This window comes from Bacillus sp. 3G2 (assembly GCF_044324725.1).
Lineage (GTDB): Bacteria > Bacillota > Bacilli > Bacillales > Bacillaceae_G > Bacillus_A > Bacillus_A mobilis.
Genome location: NZ_CP172246.1, coordinates 3,330,336 through 3,355,659, shown reverse-complemented (window position 1 = coordinate 3,355,659; position 25,324 = coordinate 3,330,336). Strand labels below are relative to the sequence as shown.

General features: G+C 34.5%; 22 protein-coding genes. 16 read left to right on the top strand and 6 right to left on the bottom strand.

Annotation, left to right across the window (positions count from 1 at the left end; translation table 11 throughout):
• Positions 1-42 precede the first annotated feature (42 nt).
• Positions 43-486 carry a VOC family protein gene (locus ACHZK0_RS17195; protein WP_262743456.1) on the bottom strand — a complete coding sequence of 148 codons (444 nt, stop codon included), beginning with the start codon at positions 484-486 and terminating at the stop codon, positions 43-45.
• An 82-nt stretch (positions 487-568) separates the two neighbouring features.
• On the opposite strand from ACHZK0_RS17195, the gene ACHZK0_RS17190 reads away from it, so the two are divergent.
• A complete protein-coding gene (locus ACHZK0_RS17190; RefSeq protein WP_262743455.1) occupies positions 569-1,513 on the top strand; it encodes a helix-turn-helix transcriptional regulator in 945 nt (314 codons plus the stop codon).
• Between the two features lie 76 nt (positions 1,514-1,589).
• Here ACHZK0_RS17190 and ACHZK0_RS17185 read toward each other — a convergent pair whose 3' ends face one another.
• Positions 1,590-2,210, bottom strand: a complete 621-nt coding sequence (locus ACHZK0_RS17185) for a TetR/AcrR family transcriptional regulator (RefSeq protein WP_262743454.1) — start codon at positions 2,208-2,210, stop codon at positions 1,590-1,592.
• Positions 2,211-2,347: 137 nt separating this feature from the next.
• Here ACHZK0_RS17185 and ACHZK0_RS17180 point away from each other — a divergent pair, with 137 nt between their 5' ends.
• The 10 genes from ACHZK0_RS17180 (at position 2,348) to ACHZK0_RS17135 (ending at position 14,077) form a co-directional block, all read left to right on the top strand.
• Positions 2,348-3,241: an ABC transporter ATP-binding protein gene (locus ACHZK0_RS17180; RefSeq protein WP_061679907.1), complete on the top strand. Its 894-nt coding sequence runs from the start codon at positions 2,348-2,350 to the stop codon at positions 3,239-3,241.
• Positions 3,234-4,040, top strand: a complete 807-nt coding sequence (locus ACHZK0_RS17175) for an ABC transporter permease subunit (protein WP_395760741.1) — start codon at positions 3,234-3,236, stop codon at positions 4,038-4,040. Before ACHZK0_RS17180 ends, ACHZK0_RS17175 begins: the two co-directional genes overlap by 8 nt.
• 50 nt (positions 4,041-4,090) lie before the next feature.
• Complete coding sequence (locus ACHZK0_RS17170) at positions 4,091-4,462, top strand: VOC family protein (RefSeq protein WP_262743452.1); 372 nt, start codon at positions 4,091-4,093, stop codon at positions 4,460-4,462.
• A 127-nt stretch (positions 4,463-4,589) separates the two neighbouring features.
• On the top strand, positions 4,590-5,123 hold the full coding sequence (locus ACHZK0_RS17165; RefSeq protein WP_144535205.1) for a sigma-70 family RNA polymerase sigma factor: 534 nt from the start codon (positions 4,590-4,592) through the stop codon (positions 5,121-5,123).
• A gap of 12 nt (positions 5,124-5,135) precedes the next feature.
• Complete coding sequence (locus tag ACHZK0_RS17160) at positions 5,136-6,134, top strand: anti-sigma factor (protein WP_262743451.1); 999 nt, start codon at positions 5,136-5,138, stop codon at positions 6,132-6,134.
• A 17-nt stretch (positions 6,135-6,151) separates the two neighbouring features.
• A complete protein-coding gene (locus tag ACHZK0_RS17155; protein ID WP_395760740.1) occupies positions 6,152-7,189 on the top strand; it encodes an LCP family protein in 1,038 nt (345 codons plus the stop codon).
• Between the two features lie 346 nt (positions 7,190-7,535).
• Positions 7,536-9,239: a peptide ABC transporter substrate-binding protein gene (locus ACHZK0_RS17150; RefSeq protein WP_270342877.1), complete on the top strand. Its 1,704-nt coding sequence runs from the start codon at positions 7,536-7,538 to the stop codon at positions 9,237-9,239.
• 311 nt (positions 9,240-9,550) lie between these two features.
• Entirely contained in the window at positions 9,551-11,257 is a 1,707-nt protein-coding gene (locus tag ACHZK0_RS17145; protein ID WP_262741579.1) for a peptide ABC transporter substrate-binding protein, read from the top strand.
• Between the two features lie 285 nt (positions 11,258-11,542).
• A complete protein-coding gene (locus ACHZK0_RS17140) occupies positions 11,543-13,249 on the top strand; it encodes a peptide ABC transporter substrate-binding protein (protein WP_262741580.1) in 1,707 nt (568 codons plus the stop codon).
• Between the two features lie 108 nt (positions 13,250-13,357).
• Positions 13,358-14,077: a class I SAM-dependent methyltransferase gene (locus ACHZK0_RS17135; RefSeq protein ID WP_395760739.1), complete on the top strand. Its 720-nt coding sequence runs from the start codon at positions 13,358-13,360 to the stop codon at positions 14,075-14,077.
• A 40-nt stretch (positions 14,078-14,117) separates the two neighbouring features.
• Here ACHZK0_RS17135 and ACHZK0_RS17130 read toward each other — a convergent pair whose 3' ends face one another.
• Positions 14,118-14,510, bottom strand: a complete 393-nt coding sequence (locus ACHZK0_RS17130; RefSeq protein ID WP_098342909.1) for a hypothetical protein — start codon at positions 14,508-14,510, stop codon at positions 14,118-14,120.
• A gap of 135 nt (positions 14,511-14,645) precedes the next feature.
• Between ACHZK0_RS17130 and ACHZK0_RS17125 the strand changes: the two genes are divergently transcribed.
• From ACHZK0_RS17125 to ACHZK0_RS17105, 5 genes are all read left to right on the top strand, one after another.
• Positions 14,646-14,981, top strand: a complete 336-nt coding sequence (locus tag ACHZK0_RS17125) for a hypothetical protein (RefSeq protein WP_262741582.1) — start codon at positions 14,646-14,648, stop codon at positions 14,979-14,981.
• 71 nt (positions 14,982-15,052) lie between these two features.
• The gene (locus tag ACHZK0_RS17120) at positions 15,053-15,391 is read left to right on the top strand and encodes a VOC family protein (protein WP_270342887.1); all 339 of its coding nucleotides are present in this window, start codon (positions 15,053-15,055) and stop codon (positions 15,389-15,391) included.
• A gap of 256 nt (positions 15,392-15,647) precedes the next feature.
• Complete coding sequence (locus tag ACHZK0_RS17115; protein ID WP_395760738.1) at positions 15,648-17,747, top strand: vWA domain-containing protein; 2,100 nt, start codon at positions 15,648-15,650, stop codon at positions 17,745-17,747.
• 73 nt (positions 17,748-17,820) lie between these two features.
• Positions 17,821-21,183, top strand: coding sequence for a tubulin-like doman-containing protein (locus tag ACHZK0_RS17110; RefSeq protein ID WP_270342894.1), 3,363 nt, complete (start codon positions 17,821-17,823; stop codon positions 21,181-21,183).
• A 57-nt stretch (positions 21,184-21,240) separates the two neighbouring features.
• Positions 21,241-21,375 (top strand): hypothetical protein, encoded by a 135-nt coding sequence (locus tag ACHZK0_RS17105; protein ID WP_001116178.1) that lies wholly within the window; start codon positions 21,241-21,243, stop codon positions 21,373-21,375.
• 79 nt (positions 21,376-21,454) lie between these two features.
• On the opposite strand, the gene ACHZK0_RS17100 is transcribed toward ACHZK0_RS17105, so the two are convergent.
• Genes ACHZK0_RS17100 through ACHZK0_RS17090 form a run of 3 tightly spaced genes read right to left on the bottom strand, consistent with a single transcriptional unit; the run spans position 21,455 to position 25,224 of the window.
• Complete coding sequence (locus ACHZK0_RS17100) at positions 21,455-22,591, bottom strand: Ger(x)C family spore germination protein (RefSeq protein ID WP_270342899.1); 1,137 nt, start codon at positions 22,589-22,591, stop codon at positions 21,455-21,457.
• On the bottom strand, positions 22,592-23,689 hold the full coding sequence (locus tag ACHZK0_RS17095) for an endospore germination permease (RefSeq protein ID WP_262741586.1): 1,098 nt from the start codon (positions 23,687-23,689) through the stop codon (positions 22,592-22,594).
• Entirely contained in the window at positions 23,686-25,224 is a 1,539-nt protein-coding gene (locus tag ACHZK0_RS17090; RefSeq protein ID WP_262741587.1) for a spore germination protein, read from the bottom strand. The genes ACHZK0_RS17095 and ACHZK0_RS17090 overlap by 4 nt, the downstream gene beginning before the upstream one ends.
• Between the last annotated feature and the right edge of the window lie 100 nt (positions 25,225-25,324).

The following is a 25,324-nucleotide window of genomic DNA, read 5'->3' as shown; positions in this document are numbered from 1 at the left end:
TCGTGTCTTTTTTATTAGGGAAATGTGAAAATGACTAATTATTTAGCTTAATCGTTTGTCATACATTAGCTGAATTTGTATGCCGTAAGGATCTTCAATAATCCCATATGCTTCACTAAATATATTTTTTTCTAGTGGAGCGATTACCTTCACGTTCTTATCGGAAATTAAATTATTATAAAACCTTTGTATTTCTTCTAAATTAGCGCTTTGAATGCAAAGTGACATATTATTTCCAACGTTATAACGTTCAGTAGGATTCATTGTATCTTCTGCTATCATTAGCTTTGTATTTCCGATTTGTAAAACAGAGTGAGCAATATGATCCTTATTTTCACTTGTAATTTTAAAAGAACGATCTCTTTTCGCCAGTTCTTCATACGTAACAATCATTAACTTCTTAGCTTCTAAATTGCGTGTATAAAAATTAATTGCCTCTTTTGCATGCCCATTCATTGAAAGAAAAATAGCTATTTCTAATGTCATACATATACAACTCCTTTATTAGTTAATAATTATAATATAGACTAAAAAGGTTTCAATACATGACACCTTTCGGGAGGGAAATATGAAAAAAACGGAACGAATTAATGATATGCTTATTTTCTTAAATAATAAAAGGCATTTTAATTTAAAGGATTTAATGGTTAGATATGCTATTTCTAAAAGTACAGCTTTACGAGATATTCAATCATTGGAAGAAATAGGTGTACCAATATATTCTGAATTAGGTAGAAATGGAAGTTATAAAATTATAGAAAATAGTGTGTTATCGCCAATTTATTTTAGTGTGGATGAAATGTATGCGTTATACTTTTCGATTCTCACATTAAATGGATACAAGACAAAACCATTTAATATAGAAAGTATTGCGCTTGAAAATAAATTTAAGCATGTATTACCTGAAAATGTGAGTAAAAATATTTCAATTATGGAACGAACACTTTCTTTTGAAGTAACAAATCATAGTAATTTTAGTCCGTTCTTAAAAGAAATTTTACAGGGGATTTTTGCTGAGCGAGTTTATCATTTAACATATTTAAAAAAAGATGCGGAGAAAGTATTGGTCGCCCAATTTATTCGAATCGAATCTAAATTTGGCCAGTGGTATGCTAAAATCTTTAACTTTGAGACAAATCATGTTCAAATCATTAGATGTGATAAAATTCTTTCTATTGAGGAAACAAGCAATACGAATCCAAAAAATCTTGAAGAATTGTTAAGTTATCTTACTAATTTTCATAGAAAGCCTGATGCAACTGATTTTATTGTCATTGTTAATCAAAAAGGAAAAGACATTTTTGATAAAGAGAATTATCCTTCTATGAAGATAAAAAAAGAAAATGAAAATTATAGTATAACAGGCTATTTTAACAAGGAAGAAGTTGAGTTTATTTCAAGTTACTTTCTGAATTTCGGTGAAACAATTATCTCCATTCAGCCAGTTATGCTAAAAGAGTTAATCTATAATAAGGTATTATCTATAAAGCAGCATTTAACTTCTATAAGATAAATTTTGACATGAAAAAGCCCTTGTGATTTAAATATCTAAAGGGCTTTTTTGTGATGTTATTTGTTCTTTAGAAACATTATTTTTCTGGGACGGACAGTCCATAAAAGAACATCGTAACGATATCTTGTATATGTTTTTCGCGATCTCCTTCAAGAAGCTGTGCTCCAAAATCATCACCTAATTTAGTGAACATTTGAATGTATAGCAACATCATTTCTTTAGTCAGGTGAGGGTTAATTTCATTTTTTTGCTGTGCTTGTTCTAATATTTCTAAATACCAAGGTAGGATTTTTTCGTTTTGATAACTATAAATAAACTCTCGGAGCTCTTCATCTCTTTGCATCATTTGTAGTAACATATCTGGCTGAAATAACCCACCAGTATTCATTTTTCTTACAATCATTTTTTGCATCATATCATGAAAAGGTAATTTTTCCGCTGCAAGATCTTTATAATATTGAAATTCAGATATAATAAACTCTTGTATAAGCTCTCGAAATAACGCTTCTTTACTTCCGAAATGATTATAAATGGTAACTTGAGAAACGTTTGCTTTTTTTGCAATATGTTCTATTTTCACTTCATTAAATCCACGTTCTGAAAATAATAAGAAGGCGGCCTCTTTAATGGCACGTTTTTTCTTTTCTTTCACTTTTTCAAAGCCGTTCAATGCAATCACCTCAATTAAAATATACAAGAAAAAATAATGGAAAACAATAATTTTGAAATATGGACATATAAATATTTCAAAAAGTTGTTGCGAATATGAAAGATGAGGAGTACAATAATTTTGAAATATCACATATTTAATATTTCAAAAAATGAGGTGGAATTATGATTTCAGTTCAAAATGTCACAAAACAGTTTTCAAATGGAAAAGGTTTGTTTCATATTACATTTGATGTAAAAGAAGGAGAAGTATTCGGTTACTTAGGACCAAATGGTGCCGGGAAATCCACAACGATTCGTAATTTAATGGGATTTATAAAACCGACAGATGGCAAAGCGACAATTTTTGGATTAGATTGTTGGAATGAAGCAGCGAAAATTCAAAGAGAAGTTGGCTATTTACCAGGAGAAATCTCTTTTATTGAAGGAATGAACGGATTAGAGTTTTTAAAGTTAATGCAAGGAATGCGTGGGCTTAAGGATACGAAAAGAAGAGATGAATTAATAGAACGTCTGCAATTTGATGTGAAAACGCCGATTCGAAAAATGTCTAAAGGAATGAAGCAAAAAGTAGGGATTGTTGCTGCTTTTATGCATGATCCAGAAGTGTTAATTTTGGATGAACCGACATCAGGGCTCGATCCACTTATGCAGCAAGTATTTATAGATTTAATAGTAGAGGAAAAACAAAGAGGAAAAACAATTCTTATGTCGTCGCATATTTTCACTGAAATTGAGCGTACGTGTGATCGAGTAGCGATTATTAAAGATGGTCGCCTTGTAACGGTTGAAAATATTCATGATTTACAAAGTATGAGACGACAGGTAATAGATGTAACCGTATCATCGCAAGAAGAGATTGAATCTCTGGCGCAATGTAATTTGCAATTTGAAGCGGTGAAAGGAAGAGAAGCATCGATTATTGTACAAGGAAACTATCAAGCTGTTTTACAAACACTTTCAAACTATAATGTAACGGCACTTCAAACGAGAGCAATGGATTTAGAACATTTATTTATGCATTATTACGATAAGAAAGAAGGGGTAAAGCATGAATAAGCAATTGTTTTTAGCTAGTTTGAAAGAAACACAAAAAAGTATTTTGAGTTATGCAACCGGTGCAGCTCTATATTTATGGTTGTTAATTTGGATATTCCCTTCAATGGTATCGGCGAAAGGGTTAAATGAATTAATAAGTGCTATGCCTGATAGTGTGAAAAAAATTGTTGGCATGGAAAGTCCTATTCAAAATGTAATGGATTTTTTAGCTGGCGAATATTATAGTCTATTGTTTATTATTATTTTAACAATATTTTGCGTAACAGTTGCAACACATTTAATTGCTCGTCATGTAGATAAAGGAGCAATGGCATACTTGCTAGCAACACCTGTATCTAGAGTGCAAATTGCAATCACACAAGCGGCTATTCTTATATTGGGACTACTAATTATAGTAACTGTTACGTATGTAGCGGGTATAGTAGGTGCAGAATGGTTTCTACCAGATAATAACTTAAATAAAGAATTATTCCTGAAGATAAATGTAGTCGGAGGGCTCATATTTTTAGTCGTTAGTGCTTATTCCTTTTTCTTTTCTTGCATATGTAATGACGAAAGAAAGGCACTTAGCTATTCAGCAAGTTTAACTATTTTATTTTGCGTAACAGATATGGTAGGTAAATTAAGCGATAAGTTAGAGTGGATGAGAAATATATCATTATTTACGCTATTTCGTCCGAAAGAAATTGCTGAGGGAACGTATAATATATGGCCAGTGAGTATAGGTTTAACTGCTGGAGCCCTTTGTATTTTCATCGTAGCAATTGTAGTGTTTAGAAAGAGGGATTTACCGTTGTAGAGTAGAAAGTCCACTGATAGAGTGGGCTTTTTTTGATGAGGAGGAAGCGAATGAATCATTTGTTCCGGGTTCAGCTATATGTAAATGATATTGAGAAGTCATTATTGTTCTATGAAGAAGTAATTAGTTTACAGTTGTATAAAAGAAGTATGCATGGAGCACGTTTTAATCATGACCAGTTTTCTTTATTATTAGTCAGTGATTCAAGATTGAATGAAAATCACTATTTTTACAATCGAAAAGAAATGAAGGGGAATGGCTTTGAACTAATTATTGTTGTCAATCGGATTGAAGAAGTATATGAACGTTGTAAAGAGAAGCGGTGCACAATACAAGAAGAAATTCAAACGTATCCGTGGGAGATGAGGGGATTTAAAGTTACGGATCCAGATGGATATTTCCTTAGAATTACATCTGAGTAAAGGTAAACATGAAGAATGTTTATCTTTTTTTATGAAAATATTCAAAAAAATGAACCTTTTTCTAGGCTCATCCGTCTAATACATGTAAAGTTAAATTTGAAGTGAGGATGAAACAGGAGGAGCAATTGTGAAAGTAATCCCTTTATATAAAATGATTGTAAAAGAAGAAACCGATGTTTCTTTAGCGAAAAAAGGTAATCATGAAGCGTTTATGGCGCTTATACATACAGAAAAAGTGAAGATGTATCGCATTGCAAAGGCTATGTTACGTGATGAGACAAATATAGAAGATGCGATACAGGCAACAATTTTAAAAGCCTATGAAAATATTAAAAAATTAAAAAAAGAAGAGTTTTTTCAAACTTGGTTAATTCGAATTTTAATGAATGAGTGTAACAATATTATTAGAGCGTATAAAAAGGTAATTGTGACAGAAGAGAATGATTACAATATGAGTGCGTGTGATCAGTATGAAGATATAGATTTGTGTAATGCGATTCAATCGTTACATGAAGAATTAAGAGCTGTTACGGTGCTTTATTATTATGAAGATATGAATCAAGAGAGTGTAGCGAAGCTTTTAGAAATACCAAAAGGAACAGTGAAATCGAGATTATCACGTGCGAGGGAACAACTGCAAAAACAATTAAAGATGGAATAGGGGGTGTATAGGATGGATAACGAAAAATTATTCGATGAGAAATTAAAAAAGAGAATAAAAGAAGAGAATGTGATAGTACCGGCAGAGTTAAATGAAAAGATTAATCGTACACTACATAATCTTCCGGTAAAAAAGAAAGGTTACAGAGTTTATATGATGGTTATAAGTGCTGCTATTCTAGCGCTTTCAATCGTATCTATGTCGGAGTTCTCTGATCAAATTTTTGCTCAAAATGGCGGAGTATTTCAATATGTAAAGAAAAAGGCGTTTTCTGATTATGAAAATGAAGAGGAAATAAAATTGAATATAAATTATCCAGATAAAGAAAAAATTCATGAAAAGATGCTGGATTCTATTGATCATTTTAAAAACATTTCAGGACAATTTGAAGAATATTCTAGCTCGTCAAGAATTGCTACAACATACAAATATGTGATTGATACGGAGCAACAAAGTGGGATCTCTGCGAAAGAAGATAAACTAGCGAAAAAACGAACAATTATATATAACGAGGGCAAGAAAAAAGAATTTGATGATGAAAAGTATACATATAAAGAGACAAAATGGAGCCCAAAAGAAAGAAACTATGAACTATTAAAATTAAATCCTACGGAAAGATTATTGAGAAAATCAGGCGAGAAAAAAAGATATGATGATGAATATGTGGGATTTGCTAAGTATAGTATTCAATCAGAATTTGCTGATCTATTAATTCGATATAAAGATTGGAATTATAAAGAAACGAAGTATCTTGGACTGGATTGTTACAAAATAGAAGGGACAATAAACATAGAAATGCCTGTAAGTACATCTGAAGATTTAAAAGGAAAATTTGAAATGGTTGTAGAGAAAAATACGGGGATTATGCTAAAGTTTCTTAGTTTCCACGAAGGTATGATTCAATATTCGATTACGACTGAATGGATACAAATAAACAAAGGATTGAAAGAGAATGTATTTCAAAAGGATAGCGCTAAGTATGAAAAATTGAAAAACATATTAGATGAATAGAAAACGGAGGGAACTATATGGAGAATACCTCTTCTTCAAGAGAAAAGAAAAATAAAAGAAAATATAAAAAGACAATGATAATAAGTGTATTGTTAGTAGTATTACTATTTGGCGGAGTGGGATATGGTGTTTATGTGTATATGAAAACTTCTAATCTCGTACAAAAATCTAGTTTACATTTAGCACGTGGTGAAAAATCACATTTACGTGAGAAAGCCGTAAAACCAATTGCAAATAATGTTTCACTTTTAATTATGGGAATTGATGAAAATCAAGAACGACAAAAGGAGTATAATGGTGCTTTTCATACAGATGCGCTACTGCTAGCTACTTTTAATAAAGATGATAAGACAGTGAAATTAACGAGCATACCACGTGATACATATACATATGTTCCAGTTGAAAAGAAAAAAGATAAAATAACGCATGCATATGGAAGTGGTTTCGTTAAAAATGGTAAAGATGGAGGACCACAAGCTTCAGTGGAAGCGGTAGAAAAATTGTTACAAGTGCCTGTTGATTATTTTGTGAAGTTCAATTTTAATGCATTTACTAAAATTGTTGATGGGTTAGATGGGATTGAAGTAGATGTCCCAGTTGAATTTACGGAGCAAAATAGTAAAGATGAGCCTGATGCGATTCATTTGAAAAAAGGACTACAAAAATTAACAGGGGAAGAAGCACTTGCACTGGCAAGAACGCGTCATATTGATAGTGATGCAATGAGAGGTCAGCGCCAACAGCTTGTTATTGAAGCGATGTTAAGTAAATTAAAAAGTGTAGGTTCGATTACGAAATTAGAAAAAATGGTTGAGGCGGTTGACGGTGATTTTAAAACAAACTTAGTAATGGATGATATTTTATCATTTTATAAGTACGGTTTAAACGGTTCAGTTGAAAAAATACAATTAGCTGGTGACGATTTATATTTACCTAACGGTCCAAATGGGCAACGTGTATATTATTATAACCCTAATAAAAGAGATCTACAGAGTTTGAGTAATACGCTTAGAACACATCTAGGACTAAGTGAAAAGCAGATTGAAGAGAATTGAAGCAGGCGTAATGTCTGCTTTTTATTTTTGTAGAAAAGAGGTTTGTTACGATATACATTATTTATTAACAATAATTTACAACTGTTTTATAGTGGAGGGATATAAAGGCTATTAAATCAATACATAGAATTCAATGAGATATAGTGTTTCGAAATATTATGGAATTTTTATGAATATTACTGTAAAAAAATAATTTTTTAAAAATTTTCAATAATAACACTTTACAAAACTCAAAAAATTAGTAGAATAATAGTTAATAAGAATCTTCAGATAAATATATAAAGAAAAACAGAATTATCAGAAAATTCTTAAATGAGAGCGTTAAGAATTAGGGAGGGTACAGAAAGTGAAAAAGAAAAAAATCAAAAAACTAACAGCGGTTGTAGCACCAGTTTTAGCAATGAGTATGGCATTGACAGCATGTTCTACATCAGGTGGAGATAAGAAGACAAGCACAAATTCTAGCTCTGGTGGAGATAGCAAATCAGAAGAAAAATTAGCAGCGAAACAAGTGCTAAATCGAACAGAAACGAATGAGATTCCAACAATGGATACTTCGAAAAGTACAGATACTTTAGGTTCTCAAATGTTAGGGAACACAATGGAAGGTTTATACCGATTAGATAAAGAGAACAAACCAATCCCAGCTGCGGCAGAGTCAAGCGCGAAGAGTGAGGATGGTAAAAAATATACATTCAAATTACGTAAAGATGCAAAATGGTCAAATGGTGATCCTGTAACAGCGAAAGATTTCGTATTTGCATGGCAACGTCTATTAGATCCAAAAACAGCTGCTGAGTATGCATTTATCGCATTCCCGATTAAAAATGCAGAAGCAATTAGCCAGGGGAAAGCAGAAGTTTCTACATTAGGTGTAAAAGCGGTTGATGATCTTACACTTGAAGTAGAATTAGAACAAGCAGTACCATACTTCTTAAACTTAGTAGCATTCCCGTCATATTATCCACTAAATGAAAAGTTCGTAAAAGAAAAAGGGGATAAATATGGTTTAGAATCTGATACGACAGTTTATAACGGCCCATTCGTTCTTACTGATTGGAAACACGAACAAGGATGGAAACTAAAGAAGAATGATCAATATTGGGATAAAAAGACTGTGAAATTAGATGAGATTAACTTTAGTGTTGTAAAAGAGCCAGCAACTCGTGTGAATTTATACGATAGTGGCCAAATTGATTTCTCTTTACTGACTGGAGAATTCGTTGACAAATATAGAAATAATAAAGAAGAGTTTGGAACATATTCAGAACCAAGTACATTTTTCATACGTTTAAATCAAAAACGTGGTGGGCAAGATACACCATTAAAGAGCCAAAAATTACGTGAAGCAATTGCTTTATCGATTGATAAAAAGAATTTAGCGAATGTTATTTTAAATGATGGATCGAAACCAGCTGATTACTTAGTACCTAAAGGGCTAGCAAGTGGACCTGATGGTAAAGATTTCCAAGAAACATTCAAAAATGGTATTAAGCCAGATGCGAAAAAAGCAGCTGCTGCATGGGAAGAAGCGAAAAAAGAACTTGGAAAAGATCAAGTTACAATTGAGTTTTTAAACTATGATACTGGTAATGCGAAAAAAGTTGGGGAATATGTAAAAGATCAAATTGAGAAAAACTTAAAAGGTGTAACAGTAAATATTAAACTGCAGCCGTTTAAACAAAAACTAAAATTAGAATCGGATCAAGATTATGATATTTCATATGGTGGATGGAGCCCAGACTATGCAGATCCAATGACATATTTAGATATGTTTGAATCTAAGCACTCTCACAACCAAATGAGCTACTCTGATGCGAAATATGATGAAATGGTTAAAAAAGCCGGCGGAGAGTTAATGAGTGATGCGAAGAAACGTTGGGAAGAACTAGGAAAAGCTGAAAAATTATTACTCGAGCAAGATGTAGCACTTGTACCATTATATCAAAACGCTAGATCTTATGTAATGAAACCGACTGTAAAAGGGGTTGTTAAACATAATATTAGTCCGGAGTACAGCTTTAAATGGGCTTATGTAACTGAAAAATAATAAGTTGAAAAAGCATTCCGAAAGTAGACTACTTTTGGAATGCTTTTTTATTATGAGATTACATGTAAACAAACCAATAAGTACAAGTGGAATGGTATGTTGATAGTAAATGAGGAAAATTTTTATAATTGTTACTATAAAAATTTTCCTCATTTACTATCACAAAAAAATAATTTTTAGAATATTTTAAAAATAACTTTACAAAACCTGAAAAATTAGTAGAATATTAATTAATAAGAATTTTCTGATAACTAGTTATTAGAAAATCTATCAAAATTAGTTTCGTACATATAATTGGGGAGGGTACAAAAATGAAGAAAAAGATGAAAAAGTTCACGGCGGTTGTAGCGCCAGTTTTAGCGATGAGTATGGCGTTGACAGCGTGTTCTGGATCTGGTGGGGAGAAGAAATCAACTACGACGTCTAGTGGTGGTGGGGAAGAGAAAAAATCTGAAATTAAATACGCAGCGAAACAAGTGTTAAATCGTACAGAGAATCAAGAAATTCCGACGATGGATGTTTCAAAATCTACTGATACATTAGGTTCTCAAATTTTAGGGAACACAATGGAAGGTTTATATCGATTAGATAAAGATAATAAGCCGATCCCAGCTGCAGCAGAATCTAGTACGAAAAGTGAGGATGGCAAAAAATATACATTTAAATTACGTAAAGATGCAAAATGGTCGAATGGCGATCCTGTAACGGCGAAAGATTTCGTATACGGTTGGCAGCGCTTACTCGATAAAAATACAGCTGCAGAATATGCGTTTATTGCTTTCTATATTAAAAACGCAGAAGCAATTAATAAAGGTGAAAAACCTTTAACAGATTTAGGAGCAAAAGCGGTAGATGATTATACGCTAGAAGTAGAATTAGAAAAACCAGTACCATATTTCTTGAATTTAATGGCATTCCCGTCATACTATCCTTTAAATGAGAAATTCGTAAAAGAAAAAGGTGATAAGTTCGGTTTAGAAGCAGATACAACGTTGTATAATGGACCGTTCGTTATGGCTTCATGGAAACATGAACAAGGATGGCAGCTAAAGAAAAATGATAAGTACTGGGATAATAAGACTGTAAAATTAGAAGAAATTAACTACAGTGTAGTAAAAGAAGTTGCGACGAAAGTAAACTTATATGATACAGGATCAATTGATTTCACACTATTATCAGGAGAATTTGTTGATAAATATAAATCAAACAAAGAGGAGTACGGTGAGTATTCAGAAGCAAGTACATTCTTCTTACGTTTAAATCAAAAGCGTAACGGACAAGATACACCGTTAAAGAGCAAAAAACTACGTGAAGCAATCGCATTATCAATTGATAAAAAAGGCTTAGCAAATGTTATTTTAAATAACGGTTCAAAAGCAACAGATCAATTAGTACCAAAAGGACTTGCGACAGGACCAGACGGTAAAGATTATCAAGATACATTTAAAAATGGTCTGAAATATGATCCGAAAAAAGGTGCAGCAGCTTGGGAAGCAGCGAAAAAAGAGCTTGGAAAAGATCAAGTGACAATTGAATTACTAAGCTATGATGATGGAACTGCGAAAAAGATTGCTGACTACTTTAAAGATCAAATTGAGAAAAACTTAAAAGGTGTAACGGTTAACACGAAAATTCAGCCGTTCAAACAAAAATTAAAATTAGAGTCAGCACAAGATTATGAAGTTTCGTTTGCAGGTTGGAGCCCAGATTATTCAGATCCAATGACATTTATTGATATGTTTGAATCGAAGAGCCCATATAACCAAATGAGTTATTCGAATCCAAAATACGATGAAATGGTTAAACAAGCGGGTAATGAATTATTGTCAGATCCGAAGAAGCGTTGGGAAGCTTTAGGGAAAGCAGAAAAATTATTCCTTGAAGAAGATGCAGGATTAGTTCCTTTATACCAAACAGGAAGAGCGTATGTAATGAAGCCGAATGTAAAAGGAATTGTGAAACATAACATCAGTCCAGAATATAGCTTTAAGTGGGCTTATGTAACGGAAGGGAAATAATAAAAAAGAGTGTGTTTAAAAGTAAATAATTCACTTTTAACACGCTCTTTTTCTATTCAATTAAATAGAGAAGAATAAGAAAAGTAGTACTGACATATAGTAGATGGGGGAGAATCTGTATAGTAGTAATAGTAAAATACATAGTTACTATGAAAATAAAATAATGGAAACTTCAAAAGTGAGGATATTTACCAAGATGTTAATTGGTGAAAAAGTATTAATAACTAAGTTCATAGAAAATCTCTCAAAGTTAGTTTCGTACATATAATTGGGGAGGGTACAAGAATGAAGAAAAAAATGAAAAAACTAACGGCAGTTGTAGTGCCAGTTTTAGCAATGAGTATGGCGTTAACAGCATGTTCTTCTGGATCTGGTGGGGAGAAGAAATCGACTACAACGTCTAATAATGGCGGGGAAGAGAAGAAATCTGATATAAAATATGCAGCGAAGCAAGTGCTAAATCGTACAGAAACGAATGAAATTCCGACGATGGATACTTCTAAAAGTACAGATACACTTGGCGCACAAATTTTAGGGAATACAATGGAAGGTTTATATCGCCTTGATAAAGATAATAAGCCAATCCCAGCTGTAGCAGAATCTAGCACAAAAAGCGAGGATGGTAAAAAGTATACATTTAAATTACGGAAAGATGCAAAATGGTCAAACGGTGATCCAGTAACGGCGAAAGATTTCGTATTTGCATGGCAACGTCTCGTAGATCCAAAAACAGCTGCTGAGTATGCATTTATTGCTTACTATATTAAAAATGCAGAAACAATTAATCAAGGAAAAGCAGAAGTTGCTACATTAGGTGTAAAAGCGGTAGATGATTATACACTTGAAGTGGAATTAGAAAGACCAGTACCATACTTCTTGAACTTAATGGCATTTGCGTCATACTATCCATTAAATGAAAAGTTTGTAAAAGAAAAAGGGAATAAGTTTGGTTTAGAGTCTGATACAACAGTATATAACGGACCGTTCGTTCTTACTGATTGGAAACATGAGCAAGGCTGGAAATTAAAGAAAAATGATCAGTATTGGGACAAAAAGACTGTAAAACTAGAAGAAATTAACTATAGTGTAGTAAAAGAACCGGCTACTAGAGTGAATTTATATGATACAGGTGCGATTGATTTCGCCCTTTTATCAGGAGAATTTGTTGATAAGTATAGAAATAATAAAGAAGAGTTTGGTGCGTATTCGGAAACAAGTACGTTTTACTTACGTCTAAACCAAAAACGTGGCGGGCAAGATACACCGTTAAAGAGCAAAAAATTACGTGAAGCAATTGCATTATCAATTGATAAGAAAGCTTTAGCGAATGTCATTTTAAATGATGGTTCAAAACCAGTGGATTACTTAGTACCAAAAGGTTTAGCGAGTGGACCAGATGGTAAAGATTTCGCAGAAACGTTCAAGAATGGTTTAAAACAAGACACTAAAAAGGCAGCGGCAGCTTGGGAAGAAGCGAAAAAAGAACTTGGAAAAGATCAAGTAACAATTGAACTGTTAAATTATGATACTGGTAATGCGAAAAAGGTTGGGGAGTATGTAAAAGATCAAGTTGAAAAAAATCTAAAAGGCGTGACAGTAAATATTAAACTGCAACCATTTAAGCAAAAGCTAAAATTAGAATCAGACCAAGATTATGATTTTTCATATGGTGGCTGGAATCCAGATTACGCGGATCCAATGACGTATCTTGATATGTTTGAAACGACAAATTCTCAGAACCAGATGAGCTACTCAGATTCAAAATATGATGACATTATTACTAAAAGTAAGACAGAATGGATGGCTGATGCAAAAAAACGTTGGACAGAGTTAGGGAAGGCAGAGAAATTGTTACTTGAGGAAGATGTAGCGCTTGTACCTTTATATCAAAGTGCTAAATCATATGTTATGAAACCAAATATAAAGGGAATTGTGAAACATAATATTAGTCCGGAATATAGCTTCAAATGGGCGTATATTGAAGAGAAATAAAAAAGAGAAGAGCATTTTCAAGTTGCGGTATTTATAGCACTTGAAAATGCTTTTTCTATGCACTTTTATTCCTTCCTCGAATATATAAAATTAAAAAGGGAGAATCCCATGGAACGAAATGCTTACATCGATTTCCTAGCTTATTACGGAATAGGGAGTGCTCACCCTGGTGGCTTTACGTTAACAAAACAATTGTTGACGCAACTACCTTTTAGATTTGGAGCGAATGTCCTTGAGATAGGGTGCGGTACGGGGAAAACAGCCGCGTATATGACAAAAGAATGTGGTTATAAAGTAACGGCGGTTGAAAAGAATGAGATTATGATTCAAAAGGCGAAAGATAGATGGTTAATTGAAGGACTAGACATTCAGTTAATTGAAGGGAATGTAGAGCAATTACCTTGTGTGCATGATTCATTTGAGTTCATACTCGGAGAATCGATACTCGCTTTTACGGAGAAAGAAATGGTGATCTCAGAGTGCTATCGTGTATTACAGAAGGATGGCAAGCTAGTTGTCATTGAAATGATTATTGACAGGCACATTGAGAAGAGTGAGGAAGAAAAAATTGCCCAATTATACGGGATGAAAGACCTATTAACTGAGAATGAATGGGTGCAATTATTTCAGAAAGCAAATTTTAAAAGAATTACAATTGCTGGCGGTGGTACAATTGCAGAAACAATCTCGGGCTATATAGAAGAGCCAGAATGGAATATATCCGCGCATATTCCCAATGAATTATATGAGGCATGGGTACAGCATGAAAATGTACGACTTATGTACCAACATATTTTAGGTCATCGTATTTTTATATGTGAAAAATAAATAAAAAGAGTTGGCTAAAGTTAGTCAACTCTTTACTATGTTAAATGAAAAATAATGCAGCTAATGTAATTCCGAAGATGAAACCAAATCCGAGTTCAACGCCCCATCCACAACCGCCGCCTCCCCAGCCGCCGCAATTACCGCAACCACGACCGCCACATCCACAGCCGCCGAATCCACCACCACCACAACCAAATCCACAGCTATCACATCTGCTAATGCCGCCGCAAAGATCACAGCCACCGTTTGCATAAGCATCATAGTATCCAAATCCTGTATCAAAAGATGAGCGCTGTTGCACTGGTTCAATCCATACAGAGCTTTTTGTCACATCAATTATTTTACCTAAATGAATGCGACCATCACGATCTTCAATTCGAACGACTTTACCGAAATAACGTTGGCACGTATCGTAACATTTTTGTCTATGCATGTTCTTTCCTCCTTCCCCATTACAGTAATACGATATGTAAAGGGGACAAGTGCGGCTTGTACGAATGCCCTATCTATCATAATTGTTATAGGAAAGGGGAAATATAGGAGAAGGATATATAAGGAGGAAAAGGCAATGAAATCTACAGATCAGTTTCAGACATACGAAGTACCGTGGGAAGAATTTATTGAAGCATTGCGAGAGGAAATGAAGAAGCAAGTAGGGGCAGATATAATTGATACAGTAGTTTGCAATTTAGAAGATGGCTTTGAAGTGTATACATATGTGCAGGGGGATTTGGGTTTTGAATATAAGGAAGCACTTGAAAGAAAATACGGAAGCGATGCAAAAACTCCTAATGTGCTAACAATTATGTTATTAGCTAGTATTTATAGTACAAGTGAAGAGAAAATACGCTTGCATGCGGATAATAAAGATAATCCGGTTGTTGAAGTGTATGTGAAGCAATGAAACACGCTGTGAAAGGCGTGTTTTTTATTTTTATGATAAAATGTTAGAAAATTAAGAAAAGTGGTGATGGTTTGGAAATTAAACATCTTAATTTAACAGTTTCAGATGTAGTAGCTGCTAGAGAGTTTTTAGAAAAATATTTTGGTTTAACTTGTAGTGGAACAAGGGGAAATGGCTTTGCAGTTTTGCGTGATAATGATGGGTTTATATTAACATTAATGAAAGGGAAAGACGTACATTATCCACAAACATTTCATGTAGGGTTTCCTCAAGAAAATGAAGAACAAGTAAATAAGATGAATCAAAGATTGCAGGAGGATGGCTTTTTGGTCGAACCTCCTAAGCATGCACATGCGTATACGTTTTATGTTGAAGCACCTGGTGGATTTACAATTGAAGTGATGTGTTAATTCAAAATCAAACTTTTTGTTATGTGTTTTCAATATGAAAAGTAGGAAAAGTCTGTTTTAAGTGTAGAGCTTAAACAGGCTTTTTTACTTATAGTATCGGATAGAAAACGCTAGAAGGAATCATATTCAGTTTATATAACTGTTTACATAATAAAGTTATGCCATGTTAGTTGTCCTAAAATACAAGTCATATATCTTGTTTCCTCTCATAAATTTAAACATAGGAATTTGTCTACAAAGGTGGCGAAGCCTCATCATGAAAATTCGAATTTGTGCCACATTCATGTTGTTTCTATTTATATGGTTACATCCTTTTTGGACTTTTGCAAAAGGAGAGGAGGCAAAGGAAAGGGTCGTTTCACTTGTATATGATGATTCGGGCAGCATGAGAAATAACGATCGCTGGAAATATGCCAATTACGCTTTGCAAAGTTTAGTTGCGCTATTAGATGAAAAAGATAAATTTTCTTACGTTCCAATGAGCAAGCCGAATGATCCGTTAAACATTTCGTTAACGAAGGATAAGAGACAAACAGAAATTGAGGGAATTGGAGCGTGGAAAACGTATTTAAATACTCCGTTTAGCGCAGTAGAAACGGCGATGCAATCAATAAAAAAGGAAGCAGATATAGATGGAAAACGTGAATTTTGGCTTATTGTCTTAACTGACGGGGCATTTAATGATTTAGAGAAAGATAAGGTTGGCGGAAAAGAACAAATCTTGCAGAAGTTAGCACAGTTTAAGAAGGATATGGATGCAAAAAAGATCTCATTACATCCAATTTTAATTACAATGGAAGAGGATTTAGGACAGCAAGAAAAGGCACAACTAAATACCTTTAAAGAGATATGGAAGAAAGAGATAAACGGAGTAGCGATGCCATCTAGTGGAGAGGATGGTATTGTAAAAAGCGTCAATCAAGTGGCTGCATTAGTTGCAAATCGTGATCCGTTCTCTTCTGTTGAATCGATTGTAAAAACGAAAGTAGTAGGGAAGAAAGTAGAGATTACAACACCATTTCCATTAAAGCGTATGACGCTTGTACGACAATCGCCTTCTCTGCCCGATTATCAGGTCACACAAATTTCTAAACCGTTACAATTACAATCTTCCTATTCCATACATGCACCAGGAGAAGCGAAATTATTCGGAAATATAGTTCATATCAGTACGGAAAATCAGGAAGTTATTAAACCAGGAACTTATACGATAGAGGTGGATCGAGATATTGAGAAAGAAGGACTACAAGTACTAGTTGAACCAGCGCTTAACTATACTGTTTCTACTTATGACAAAGATGATCGTAGTCAAAAAAATGTGGAAGAAATGTACGAAGGTGTTACCGCTGTTATTGAAGCGAAGCCTACCGAATTACCAATTCAGTCTTCATATTTTCAGGCAGAAGTAGAAATAGACGGAAAACAGTACCAGATGAAGTGGGACGATAAAAAACATGTATTTTACTACGAAACGAAGATTGATAAAGGGTTAGTGCGCGGGAAAGTTCATATGAACATAAAGGGATTTTACAGACAGACGAAAGAATTTAAAGTCGAAGTAACGGAAAAACCAAAATTATCACTGCAAACTATTACGAAAGATTATGAAGAAAAAGTAACAAATTTAGAGAATAGTAAACCCTTTATTATACAACCACAGTTAGATGGTAAGCCGATGACAGAAGGGGCTGTAAAGAAACTAATAAAATCTACTGGTGTCACATCTAAACAATCAATCAACTATGAAATAAAACAACATGGTAATCAAATTTATATTTATCCTCGACCTCATTACTCCGACACATTCAATTTTACAGATACCGGCACCGTAGAAGCTACCATCGTAGTGCAGGATTCAAAATTACAAGAAGTAAAGAAAAGTATTTCACTTCATATTCAAAATGCACCGTTTTATGAAAAATATGCGCTTATCTTTAAGTTTGTTATTCCTATCACTTTATTACTGTTAGTAGTAGGAATAATCGTTTTAGGATGGATTGTTCGTCCAAGATTTCACCGGAAAGCACTATTGTATTACGAATGGGATCAAGAGGTAGCGAAAGATTGGTTATATCAATCTGAACCAGAGTTACTTAAAAATAAATGGTGGAAGCACTATTTTGGCATTCCGTTTAGGGCAGAAAGAAAGACTGTGCAATCTGTTACGTTTATAGCAAAGAAAGGATCGAAATCAATATTTGTAGCGAAAGAGTCACAAGTAGTAGGAATGATTATTGATGGGATGTTTATAACAGAGGATGAGGTTGGAATGGAGCATAAGACGCTATATCCAAATGAACTTTTAGTAATTGATAGAGGATATGGTAAAGAGATTTACAGGTACGAGTGTGAATAGTAGATAGGGCAAAGAGGGGTATTTTAGCTTTCCCTCCTCTTTTCAAACAAGCAAGAATAGGAAGGTGGTTCACATGACGTTACAAGTTCCAACGATATTAATTGGTTTAGGTGGAATCGGTAGTACTGTAACACATCAAATATATGAAAGACTACCTGAGGAGCGCCGAAAAAAGGTAGCAATGCACGTATTTGATACAGATGTGAATACATTGAGTAAATTTGATCATATTCGAAAGTTTAAAACACAAACGAGTTCAAGTAAAACGCCAAGAGAGTATATTGCGGGAGATCCAACGATTCCCGAGTGGTTTCCGATGGACCCTACAATACTTGATAAACCACTGACAGAAGGGGCAGGACAGTTACGCGTCATTTCCCGTTTAGCGTTACGAGCTGCGATGAAAGAAGATAAATTGACCTCCTTTTGGCAAGAAATTGAGAAGATTTTTCCGGTTACAAGCGATCAAACCGAATATGGAGTGCGTGTCATTATAGTAACATCACTAGCGGGCGGAACAGGTTCAGGGATGTTTCTACAAATTGCATTATATTTACGTGAAATGCTTCGGAAAAAACTGCAGCATCACAACATTTTAATACGCGGTGCGTTTCTAATGCCGGATGTGTTAGTGAAAACGAGAACGGTTAGTGCGAAAGAGTTTGAAACGGTGCAAGCAAACGGCTATGCATCTTTAAAAGAATTACATGCCATTACGCTTGGTTCTACGGGGGAATTATCAAAACGCGGTGGCGTCACGATTGAATTAGAGTATCGTCCTGATCAAGTAGATGAAGACGGAAGAACGAATCATACGATTAAACAGCATCATTTACCGTACAATTATTGTTTCTTATACGATTACGAAAACTTACATGGACACCATCTGCACAATTTATCGGATTATATGGAGCAAATGGCAAATACGATTTATTTACAGTTATTTAGTCCGATGTCTGCAAATCATTTTGCACAGGAAGATAATCAAATTCAGCAATTAGCAGAATCGAGCGGGAAAGGGCGATATTGCGGGGCAGGAACAGCAAAGATTATTTATCCGTATGAGCACGTGTTAAAATATTGTGCTTTAAAATGGGCAGTGCAAGGTTTAGATGAATCTTGGCTTCATTTAGATCAACTGTTTCAAGAGAAGAAACAAAGATACGATCAAGATGTAAAACGTGGTATGCAGCGTGAAAAGCCAGAGCGTGGGAAGAGTTATTTAGAAGATTTAGAACATCTTGCTACTCGTCCAGAGCAAGCTCATATTTTCTATAGACAAATGTATAATGAAACGCGTGAAGGAGCAGAAGGCGGTAAGGTTGGAGTTGCGAAATCTAAACTGTTTTTAGAAGCTGTAGAAAGTTATGTACAGCGTACGGTGCAAAAAGATGAGGAATTAAATCGTCTGCAGCATGAGTGTAAAATTTCGGCTGCGAAACTGAAAATGATGGAACAAATGAAAGGTGAAGTAGCAAGGGTGGATCATGCGGTTCGTTTATATGCGTATGCGATTCCGAGCCGTGTACATGAACATGTAACGACACTTTTATATGACATGATTGAATCAGACCGTTTTTCACCGAGTGGTTCTGAAGGCCAGTCATATCAATTAAATACATGGTTTTTAAAGAAAACAGATCCAGTTCATCCAGTAGCAACTCGTTTTATGTTGTATGAAATTCGAAAGCAGTTAGTCGAAAAAATGAATCGACTACACGAAAATAATGAACAAAAGCGTAATTTAATTCAAAACTACGATAAGAAATTTAATGTGAGTAACATTGATGGAACGGTAACAGCTGTACGCCGAGTAGAAATTGCGCAACAACAAGGTTGGTTTGGAAAAATGATGAATAATCAGCAGCGTTTATTTAAAAAGGAATTTGAAGATATTGTAACGCAGTACGTACACAAATTAAACGAATACCGTAAAGAAATGCTATTAGAACTCGTGTATCAATCACTATATCAAGCAGTTAATAAAATGATTCAATATTGGGAAAGGTTTTTTGATAATTTACACGAAACACGTGAAAATCTATTGTTCGAAATTCAAAAACGAAGCAAGGAATTTGAAGGGAAAACAAACCCAACGAATGTATACGTATTAGCTGAAGAGAAGTTACAAGAAAAAATATGGCAAGATATGCAGCAACATTTAAATTTAGGAGTATTACCGAAAGATATATCTGCGGAAATTTATATGAGTTTATACGGGGAATATTGCCGGGATGCGAAAACAGAAGAGATTCAATCGAAAAAGGTAGAAGACTTTTATCGTGAGCACATACTAAGTTATTGCTATGATGAATTACAAATACGCTATCGCGATAAGTTAGAACTGAATATCGTTGAGGCGTTACGAAAAGAAGCGGATTATAAGAAGCGTGATCGTGATGAATACGTCCGTGAAAAAATTGAAGACTTGTTCCATTTAGCTAGTCCATTTGTGCCGAAAGTTTCACATCATAGGGAATTACAATATTGGGGTATACATCCATCTTTAAAGAAAGAACTACAAGAGGAATTAATTCAAGAAATGTTTAAAGAAAAAGATACAGTACATGAAGCTTTTTCGCCATTTGAAGTCATTTGTTATCGTGCGCATTACGGTTTATCGTTGCAAGACTTTCCTAAGCTTTCGTCTGGACACATTGCAAATGGATTTATGAATGATAAAGGTGATTATTTTCAGTCATACTATCGCCGTGTAAACAAGTTGAATAGTAAAAAATCTAGTTTAACGCCGCATTTAGATAAGTATTGGCACTTACCAGCATTCATGCCAGACTTAAATGCAACACAAACGAAGTTGGATTACGATAAATGTAATCGAGCTCTTCTATACGCGTATATGTATCGCTGGATTAGTTTAGTTGCTGTTGATGGTCAGTTCGTGTATCAATATAACGGCGTTGGGCGTAGCTTCTTAATTCAGTCGATGGGAAAAAATATTTCAAGTGAAAGTTACAAATTACACAGGGCATTGCTTCATAATCCGTTTATTTATGAAAACATCTTGTCCAGATTTGAAGAAGAACAAGAAAAAGCTATGATACAGGGCGGACATTTATATACACATCCGTTTGTATTAGGTGCTCAAGATATTAGGTGGCTTCGTAAAGAGCATGTCCATAATATTTTAGATATGATTTTAATGTATGATCGTGAAGCGAAATATGACCCAACGCTAGAAGAAACTTCTGATGAATTATTAAGGCTATTCCTTGATGAAATTGAGTTGTATTTTCAAAACTATTACGGTACAGGTGCCGATATGGTTGCAAAGAAAGAGAAAGAAATGTTTATTAAACAATTGTGGGATCGTTCGTATGCGAAAGGATATGTAGACCCAAATAGTGCTCCTTATAAAAAGTGGCAAAATTTATTAAGCGTTTATGATGAAGAGGAAACACCAAAAACGAATGTTTAATGAATGAAAAGGGAATCCTTAAAAGTGGCAATACAACTTTAGAAAAGAGGGATTCCGATGCCGTTTTTAGGAAGTGTATATCAAATATTTGGATTGTATCCAGAAATTTATTATGGAATGATTTCAGCTGAACTTGCGGAGCAGCAAAGATTAGAACAAGCGGAAAACGAAGAACCAGAAACAGAAGCGTAACTGTATAAGAAGTTTCAAAATAAAAATGATAACACGCTACTTACTCTTTACACGTATAAGAGTAAGTAGCGTGTTTTTTCTATTTAATGATCCCGTTTTCTAAAATTTTAATAGTAGGAGTTACTTTCACATTAGCTTTTGAAAAGGCACGTGGCCAATCATCTTCGACAGTTTTCCATTCTTTAAATTGAAACGCTCTCGCATAATCACCAAATCCAAACGGATCAAGTTGCTGCTTTTGAATGTTGTGGATTAAATCGTTTAAATCTTTGTTTAGCTGTTTTGTAATAAGAGAGGTTAATTTCTTTCTATCTTTGTCTATATCCATGTTGAATGTAAGTTCAGATACGGAAACTTTAAAATCCATTGCAATATTAAATTTGAAGTGATTATCGTTATAACCTGTGTGAATGTCACGGTTCATGCTAAGAACATTTATTGTTACGAAATCTTTGCCTTCTGTATCTTTTAAATCACTATTACGTTCAACTTGAGTAGAAGGGATCTTCATTGTAAGAGAAACTGGTGTATTGGCCTTCTTTTGTAATAGAAGAAGGAGGGCACTTTCATATCGATTTAAAGACATCTTATAGATTCCGCGAGAAGTTAATAGTGCGGAACCGGTAACGATAATATCTTTTTTTCCTTTTTTTATTTCTGAGATAGCAGGTGTTATACCTTTATTAAAAGTTTGCCTATGAAATTCATGGAATGTCGTAAACGCGGTTCGATTGTATAGTTTGTTCGTATTAATTAAATCTGTTAAATACTCAGGAAGTGCAGGCTTATCTTTAAAGTTATTATATATAACGGAAGAAATTGGACCGTCAACTGCAACCATGCGCATATTTCCAGTATTTTTAGGGTCGCGATACCAAACATCAAGGTAAGGCATAGCGCCTTCTTGTTTTAAAAACTTCGTGCTAAATAAAATGAGCTGTAACTTTTCTGTAGATACTAAACCGCTACTTGAACTATTAAATGTTGCTTTTGCTTCTCGAGGGGTATGTACTGTCGCTTCATGAGCTTCGTATTTTTTCTCCACATCTTCATTAAAAATAGGGTTTACGTGGTACACAATTAATTTTCCTTTTGCTTTTGCGTCAAACCCATAAATTAATGAAATGGATTGTTTTTCTAAGTCGAGCCGATCTCCTCCACATCCTGTTAAAAAGGTTATGAGAAAGCAAAATATAGTGAAAATAAAGCGTCTCATTTAAATTTTTCTCCTTTTCCAATGCTGATAAAGTGTCATGTATAAGAGAAATACGACTGGGAATAGAAAAACGATAAAATAACTTGCAGTTCCCCAAAATTCTCGTAATGCACTTATTTGATACGAGGATGGGATATAAAAGAATAAAACGAAAACACACCCGAATAATAAAAACAAAACAGGCAATGAACTCCCTTTTTTGTTAAGTAATTGATTGATTCCATCTGAAGCAGTGAAAATATAGGGAATGCAAGAATCAAAAATAATGAAGAGATAAAATGACAAAAAGATAATTTCAAACCGTTCCAGAAATGAAAAGTGAAAGGGTGTAACAAGAGAAAGAGTGGGCCATAAAAACTTTGTTATACCATCCGGGCTAAAATAAACAAAAGAGACGAACGTGACTTGAAGATAAACAAATAGCGTAATCAAATTCGCAAGAACGATTCCTTTTTTTGCAGATGATTTATTACTGAGGTAAGGATAAAGGACAAATGCAAACTCAAATCCGAGAAACGCAATAATAGTTGATTTTACTGTGTTGAAAACGGGCATCCATCCCTCTTTCAGGAGAGGAAGAAGATAAACCCAATGCCCGTCTTTAAGCGGGATAAATAATAATAATGGCATCCAGAGCGTAAAGAAGACAGTAAAAACAGCATAGCGGCTAATAATAAGAACACCTTTACATGCGAGCATAAGCATTGGAATAGATAGTAACATCATAATTAAAAACATGGGAGATCTAGGTAAAATCCAAATGTGAATAACGTATAAGAGGGAGAATATTAAAGAAACAGCTGCAAGTACAGCATATAAAATCCAAAGTAGCATCGCTATTTTTCCTAGCCATTTCCCAAAATTACGTGTTAACACATCAAGTAAAGAATAACCAGGATGTTTCGCCATAATTTGTATAATGCAAAGACTTACACAAGTAGTTATAGCCCACCCAATAATAATTGACATCCAGCCATCGGTATTGGCTCCTTGTGCAACTTCACGTGGAAGTGTGAGTACACCAAATCCAACTTGAACACCACTAATTGTTAGAATGTATTGAAATAAAGTGATCTCCCTCTTTGCGCGATTTGTCACTTCTTTTCCTTCCTTTCCTTCATATCTCGTTGTCGGTTTTCTTGTTTCAAGTTAAGAGAGAGTGGTCGTTTTTTCATTATTTTCCATGGGGAACGTATGAGAATGTCTTTTAAATCCGAAGCAAATGACGGAGAAAAAGGACTACCATATGGTACACCAAGTGATTCCATAGAAAGAATATGGATGATGATAACTGCCATTCCGACCATAATGCCAATGACACCAAATAAAGAAGCGATTACCATCATTGGGAATCGAAGAAGCCGAATTCCTGCCGACATTTCCATATTAGGAATGATGAAAGAAGCGACTGCAGTAATAGATACGACGATAACCATAACATTACTTACGATTCCTGCTTGAACCGCGGCTTGTCCAATGACAATCCCTCCTACGACGCCGATCGTTTGTCCAACGGGACCAGGAAGCCGAACCGCAGCTTCGCGGAGCATTTCAAGTACTAATTCCATCAAAAGTGCTTCTAATATAGGAGGAAAAGGAATTTTAGCTCGAGATTCTCCAATTGTTAACAATAATTTAAGTGGAATCACTTCATAATGAAAGGAAATCATAGCAATATAAAGAGCTGGTGCAAATATTGCAATAAATAATCCAGTGAAACGAAGTAATCGAATGAAAGATGGAATCATTGGCCTAAAGCTGTAATCATCTATCGTCTGAAAAAAAGCTGAAAAGGTCATAGGTCCAATTAATACGCCTGGTGAGCGATCTACAACAACAGCAATTCGTCCATCCAAAATATGATGGGCCGTTGTGTCAGGGCGTTCAGTGATAGATAATTGCGGAAAGAGAGTATAGGAATTATCTTCAACAAATCCTTCTAATTCTCCGGTAGTAAGAATGGCATCCACTTTAATGGATTCGATACGGCATGCCATTTCTTGTACGACATCTTCATTTGCAGTGTCTGCTAGGTATAGCAAAAAAACCTTTGAAGTAGCTCGTTCACCAACAGTGAATTCCTTCACTTTCAATTCGCGATTTGGAATATAGCGACGAATAAGTGCAAGACTGTCGCTCGCTACTTCATTAAAACCTTCGTGTGAGCTTTTTATGGAAGTTTCTGTAGTCGGTTCTTCAATACTCCTTTTTGGTGCAGATTGCGTATCTAGTTCTAAAGCTGTAAGTTGTCCATTAATGAATAAAATGCTTTTTCCGTGTAAAAGGGACTGTTCAATGTCTGCCCACTGCTGAACTTTCTTTATATTCCCGATTGTAACGGAGGATTCCCAAAAATCGTCCTCATTCCACTCTTTAAATAGGAGTGGGCGAAGAATATCAATGTTAATAACAGTTTTATCTACAAGTCCTTCCATATATATAAGTGCAGCTTCTTTGCCGTTTTTTAACGGAAAAGTGCGTGTAATTAATTCTGGAATACCGCTAAACAGTTTGGACAAGTGCTTTAGATTAAGGGAAAGAGAAGAAGAAATAGATTTTTTTAATTGGTGATCAGCTTGCTCTTGTGCAGAAAAAGATTTTTCACCACGTATCCATTTATTATAAGACCCCATTTGTTCGCTTACTCCTTGTCATGTATTATCCCACTTTAATGGGCAGTAAGACCCCCATCTCAAAATACAGCGAAAGCAAAGAATTTAGATGGGGGATCAA

What these genes read in the sequence shown, in the direction of transcription:
- ACHZK0_RS17105 (WP_001116178.1), top strand. Translation starts at nt 21,241, where the DNA reads ATGCCGTTTTTAGGAAGTGTATATCAAATATTTGGATTGTATCCAGAA.
- ACHZK0_RS17130 (WP_098342909.1), bottom strand. Translation starts at nt 14,510, where the DNA reads ATGCATAGACAAAAATGTTACGATACGTGCCAACGTTATTTCGGTAAA.
- ACHZK0_RS17140 (WP_262741580.1), top strand. Translation starts at nt 11,543, where the DNA reads ATGAAGAAAAAAATGAAAAAACTAACGGCAGTTGTAGTGCCAGTTTTA.
- ACHZK0_RS17115 (WP_395760738.1), top strand. Translation starts at nt 15,648, where the DNA reads ATGAAAATTCGAATTTGTGCCACATTCATGTTGTTTCTATTTATATGG.
- ACHZK0_RS17110 (WP_270342894.1), top strand. Translation starts at nt 17,821, where the DNA reads ATGACGTTACAAGTTCCAACGATATTAATTGGTTTAGGTGGAATCGGT.
- ACHZK0_RS17125 (WP_262741582.1), top strand. Translation starts at nt 14,646, where the DNA reads ATGAAATCTACAGATCAGTTTCAGACATACGAAGTACCGTGGGAAGAA.
- ACHZK0_RS17190 (WP_262743455.1), top strand. Translation starts at nt 569, where the DNA reads ATGAAAAAAACGGAACGAATTAATGATATGCTTATTTTCTTAAATAAT.
- ACHZK0_RS17090 (WP_262741587.1), bottom strand. Translation starts at nt 25,224, where the DNA reads ATGGGGTCTTATAATAAATGGATACGTGGTGAAAAATCTTTTTCTGCA.
- ACHZK0_RS17195 (WP_262743456.1), bottom strand. Translation starts at nt 486, where the DNA reads ATGACATTAGAAATAGCTATTTTTCTTTCAATGAATGGGCATGCAAAA.
- ACHZK0_RS17155 (WP_395760740.1), top strand. Translation starts at nt 6,152, where the DNA reads ATGGAGAATACCTCTTCTTCAAGAGAAAAGAAAAATAAAAGAAAATAT.
- ACHZK0_RS17100 (WP_270342899.1), bottom strand. Translation starts at nt 22,591, where the DNA reads ATGAGACGCTTTATTTTCACTATATTTTGCTTTCTCATAACCTTTTTA.
- ACHZK0_RS17160 (WP_262743451.1), top strand. Translation starts at nt 5,136, where the DNA reads ATGGATAACGAAAAATTATTCGATGAGAAATTAAAAAAGAGAATAAAA.
- ACHZK0_RS17180 (WP_061679907.1), top strand. Translation starts at nt 2,348, where the DNA reads ATGATTTCAGTTCAAAATGTCACAAAACAGTTTTCAAATGGAAAAGGT.
- ACHZK0_RS17170 (WP_262743452.1), top strand. Translation starts at nt 4,091, where the DNA reads ATGAATCATTTGTTCCGGGTTCAGCTATATGTAAATGATATTGAGAAG.
- ACHZK0_RS17145 (WP_262741579.1), top strand. Translation starts at nt 9,551, where the DNA reads ATGAAGAAAAAGATGAAAAAGTTCACGGCGGTTGTAGCGCCAGTTTTA.
- ACHZK0_RS17175 (WP_395760741.1), top strand. Translation starts at nt 3,234, where the DNA reads ATGAATAAGCAATTGTTTTTAGCTAGTTTGAAAGAAACACAAAAAAGT.
- ACHZK0_RS17135 (WP_395760739.1), top strand. Translation starts at nt 13,358, where the DNA reads ATGGAACGAAATGCTTACATCGATTTCCTAGCTTATTACGGAATAGGG.